The 917-nt window shown below is 66.3% G+C and carries 1 protein-coding gene; it reads right to left on the bottom strand.

Going from position 1 to position 917, the window contains the following annotated elements:
• Window positions 1-917: hypothetical protein (locus tag AC1DYI_RS36930; protein ID WP_477209039.1), on the bottom strand; the 917-nt coding region annotated here is incomplete at both ends.

Genomic DNA, 917 nt, shown 5'->3' with positions numbered 1-917 from the left:
AGCCTAAGCTGGTCAGGCTGACGGCGGTGCGCATGTATTCGGGGCCGAAACAGTTGAGCAGTTGGCGCTCATCGTCCGGCGAGAAGTGGCCGGTCAGCACCGCGGCACGCATCGCGTCGATGCCGGGCTGCAGGTCGAAGACGTTGCCGACCACCACGCCCTCGGGAGCGCCGGTGGGGGGCTGCAAGAAGCCGCAGTGGTCTTGCATGTGGATCATCACGCTTTGCACGACCAGCGCGTAGGCGAGGTATTCGACCGAACCTGCGCTGGCCGGCCCGCCCCAGTCACTGAGCGTGACGACCGAGACCGGACCGCGATTGAGCCAGAACCAGGCCCGCGTGCCGCCGCCGCCCAGCGGCTGCGCGGTGATCAGTACGAGCGGGCGCTTGGTGTTCTCGGTGGCCATCTGTTTTTGCAGGGCCTCTGCGATGCACAGCGGCGGTGTGTCGTCRCGCGAGCAACGGTCTTCATCGGCCTGGGTGACCTGGTCGGTCCGGAATGGCGTGGTGTCGAATTCGAGCTGCCACGCACGCTGGCGGTGGTTGATCTCGTACAGCAGGTACTGCGTCACTGCGCGCAGGTGCTGGTAGTCGGCGACGGCTTTTTCTGAAGCTGCGGAAGGCGTCGCCCCGTCGGCTTTGCCGGCGAAAGCGTCGAACGAGGCGAAGCGCACCCGGATCGGGCTGACCTTGAACTCGGGTGACCACAGTTTCAACAGCGAGAGCGCCGCCGCTGCCGTGACCAGCACCAGGCCGATCCGCACCGACCATTCGGCCTTCGACCGAGGGTGCCCCTCGTCCGGTGCGCGCCGATAGGTGAGGGCGATGAAGCTGCCGACGACGGCGGCGAAGCCGACCGACACCTGCCGCAGCAGATAGCTTTGCAGGAACAGCGACAAATCGAGCGTGACCTGGTAG

The sequence above is a fragment of the Ideonella sp. P3_A4 genome (genome assembly GCF_056403075.1).
This window is presented reverse-complemented; position numbering and strand designations above follow the sequence as displayed.